This is a genomic window from Rhodovulum sp. (assembly GCF_011048875.1).
Classification (GTDB): domain Bacteria; phylum Pseudomonadota; class Alphaproteobacteria; order Rhodobacterales; family Rhodobacteraceae; genus Rhodovulum; species Rhodovulum tesquicola.
This window is the reverse complement of sequence record NZ_DSDD01000031.1, coordinates 1-3,061: the sequence shown is the minus strand read 5'-3', so window position 1 is coordinate 3,061 and position 3,061 is coordinate 1. Positions and strand designations below refer to the sequence as shown.

Sequence of the window (3,061 nt, the reverse complement as noted above, 5' to 3'; positions counted from 1 at the left end):
GACCGGCGGCTGGTCCGTCGACACGACCACCGGCGTGCTGAATTTCGACACAGCCCCTGCCAGCGGCGTCGCAATCACCGCAGGCTTCGAGTTCGACGTGCCGGTCCGTTTCGACACCGACACACTGGACGTGACCCTCGATATCGAGCGGCTGGGCTCGATCACTTCCATTCCCCTGCTGGAGATCCGGCGATGAAGCAGCTCGACCCTGCTTTGCAGGCGCATCTCGATGATGGCACGACAACGCTCGCCTGGTGCTGGCGCATCACCCGTGCTGATGGTGTGGCCTTCGGCTTTACCGATCATGACCGCGTGCTGGTCTTCGACGGCGCCGAATTCGAGCCGGAAAGTGGCTTTGCGGCCTCGGAAATCCGTGCTGGATCAAACCTGTCGGTCGATGCGCAGGATGCCGAAGGGGTGTTGTCTTCCGACCGGATCACCGAGACCGACATCCTTGATGGGCGCTGGGACAGTGCGGAGGTCGAGGTCTGGCGGGTGAACTGGGCCGACACCGGCCAGCGCGTGCTTATGCGCCGAGGCGCCATCGGCCAGATCCGGCGCGGGCGGCTTGCTTTCGTCGCTGAGGTGCGCTCGCTGGCGCATTTGCTGGGCCAGACGGTCGGGCGAAGTTTCCAGGCGGGCTGCGATGCGGCGCTGGGCGATGCCCGCTGCGGTATCGATCTGGAGGACCCGGCCTACAAGGGCAGCGGCACCGTCATCGACCTGTTGCGCGATCGGGCCTTTACCGCCTCGGGGCTTGGCGGGTTTGAAGCGGGCTGGTTCGCCTTCGGCACAATTGAGTGGACGAGCGGCGCGAATGCGGGGCGCAGGGCCGAGGTGCTGGGCCATGACGTCACCGATGGCGTCGCCATCCTGACGCTTCTGGAAGCACCAGTGCGCGACCTCAAAGAGGGCGACGCCTTCACCATCCGCGCAGGTTGCGACAAGCGGATCGAGACCTGCAGCGCCAAGTTTGCGAATGTCGCGAATTTCCGGGGCTTTCCCCACATCCCAGGGCAGGACACGATCCTGCGCTATGCCTCGCGCGATGGTGGGCATGAAGGCGGTGTCCTTTGAACCCGGCTGATCTGGCCAATCCGCGTGCTGCTGACCCCATCCGCGTCATCGCCGCCGCGCGCAGCTGGCTCGGCACTCCCTATCATGATCAGGCAAGCCTGCGCGGGGTCGGCTGTGACTGTCTTGGCCTCGCGCGCGGCGTCTGGCGGGAAGTTGTCGGGCCTGAGCCCTTCCCGATCCCGCCCTATAGCCGGGACTGGGGCGAGACCGGCCCGCGCGAGGTGCTGGCCGAGGGCGCGCGCAACATGATGATCGAGGTGCCAGTAGCTGATGCGCCACCCGGCGCATTGCTCCTGTTTCGGATGATGCCGCGCGCCATCGCCAAGCATGTCGGAATCCTGACCGGGTCCGACAGCTTCCTCCACGCCTACGAGCGGCTCGGCGTCATTGAGCAGCCACTGACACAAGCCTGGCGGCGGCGTATCGCCTTCGCTTTCCTGTTTCCCGCCGGAGATTGACTGCAAATGGCAACATTGGTCCTTGGCACTGTCGGCTCTGCGATCGGGTCGAGCTTTGGCGGTGCGATCCTCGGCCTCTCGGGCACGGTGATCGGTGGCATGATCGGCTCGACCATCGGGTCGGCTGTCGATAGCTGGCTGGTCTCATCGCTCGCGCCGGCGCAGCGGATCGAGGGCACACGGCTCGACAGCTTGCGCATCACCTCCTCGACCGAAGGCGCCGTGATCCCGCGCGTCTTTGGGCGCATGCGGATCGGCGGCAACATCATCTGGGCCAAGGATTTCCGCGAGGAAACCCGAACCACGACCCAGCGCGGAGGGGGCAAGGGTGGTGGTCCGAAGGTCAGGACGACCGAATATCTGTACTATGCGTCCTTTGCGGTCGCCTTGTGCGAAGGTGAAATCACCAGCATTGGCCGCATCTGGGCCGATGGCAAGCCGCTTGATCTCTCGAATGTCACCTTGCGCTGGTATCCGGGCGATGACGGGCAAGAGCCTGACCCGTTCATCACGGCAAAGATGGGCGCGGCCCGCACGCCCGCCTATCGCGGCACCGCCTATGTGGTCTTCGAGGAGCTGGCGCTCTCCACCTATGGCAACCGCCTGCCGCAGCTCTCCTTCGAGGTGTTCCGCCCGCTGGCCGATCCCGACACGGCCGAGGGACTGACCCGCGCCGTCACCGTGATCCCGGCCTCGGGCGAGTTCACCTACGCGACACAACCCATCCGCAAGAGCGGCAGCGGCGCCTCGGTCCCTGAGAACCTGAACGCGCTGTCCGACACGGCAGACATGGTGGTGGCGCTCGACCGCTTGCAGGCCATGGCGCCCGCAGTTGAAAGTGTCAGCCTCGTCGTGGCCTGGTTCGGCGACGATCTGCGGGCGGGCTCCTGCAAGGTGCGGCCGGGCGTCGAGGTTTCGGCCAAATCCACCACACCCGCCAGCTGGTCGGTGAACGGCGTAAGCCGCGCCAATGCCTTCCTCGTCAGCCGCGACGGTCGCCATTGGAGCGCCATTGGTCCGAGCGACAATGGCGACGACCGCCCCGTCTACGGCGGCACGCCGGCGGATTTCGCGGTGGTGCAGGCGATCCGGGAGATGAAGGCCCGGGGCCTGCGGGTCACCTTCTATCCTTTCATCCTGATGGATGTGCCGCCCGGCAACACGCTGCCTGATCCTTACAGCGATGATGCTACCGGGACCGGCCAGCCGGTATTTCCATGGCGGGGGCGGATCACCTGTTCGCCAGCGGCGGGTTTTGCAGACAGTGCGGACCAGACCGCGAGTGCCGCCGCGCAGGTGTCGAGTTTCTTTGGCAGTGCAACACCCGCCAGTTTCATCATTCTGGGCGAGAGTGTGACCTGGACTGGCCCCGCCAATGACTGGGGTCTGCGCCGGATGATCCTGCATTACGCCCATCTTTGCGCCGTCGCAGGCGGGGTCGATGCTTTCCTGATCGGTTCGGAGATGCGCGGGCTGACGACCATTCGCTCGGGCGCGTCCAGCTATCCGGCCGTTCAGGCGTTTCG

The 3,061-nt window shown here is 65.7% G+C and carries 4 protein-coding genes; all 4 read left to right on the top strand.

The window, feature by feature from the left end:
* A partial coding sequence (locus ENN83_RS01195; protein ID WP_287183100.1) for a DUF2460 domain-containing protein occupies positions 1-196 on the top strand: 196 nt, incomplete at its 5' end.
* On the top strand, positions 193-1,077 hold the full coding sequence (locus tag ENN83_RS01190) for a DUF2163 domain-containing protein (RefSeq protein ID WP_287183097.1): 885 nt from the start codon (positions 193-195) through the stop codon (positions 1,075-1,077). The genes ENN83_RS01195 and ENN83_RS01190, both read left to right, overlap by 4 nt.
* Entirely contained in the window at positions 1,074-1,535 is a 462-nt protein-coding gene (locus tag ENN83_RS01185; RefSeq protein ID WP_287183095.1) for an NlpC/P60 family protein, read from the top strand. The genes ENN83_RS01190 and ENN83_RS01185 overlap by 4 nt, the downstream gene beginning before the upstream one ends.
* Before the next feature lie 6 nt (positions 1,536-1,541).
* The coding region (locus ENN83_RS01180) for a baseplate megatron protein TIM-barrel domain-containing protein (RefSeq protein ID WP_287183094.1) at positions 1,542-3,061 on the top strand (1,520 nt) is incomplete at its 3' end.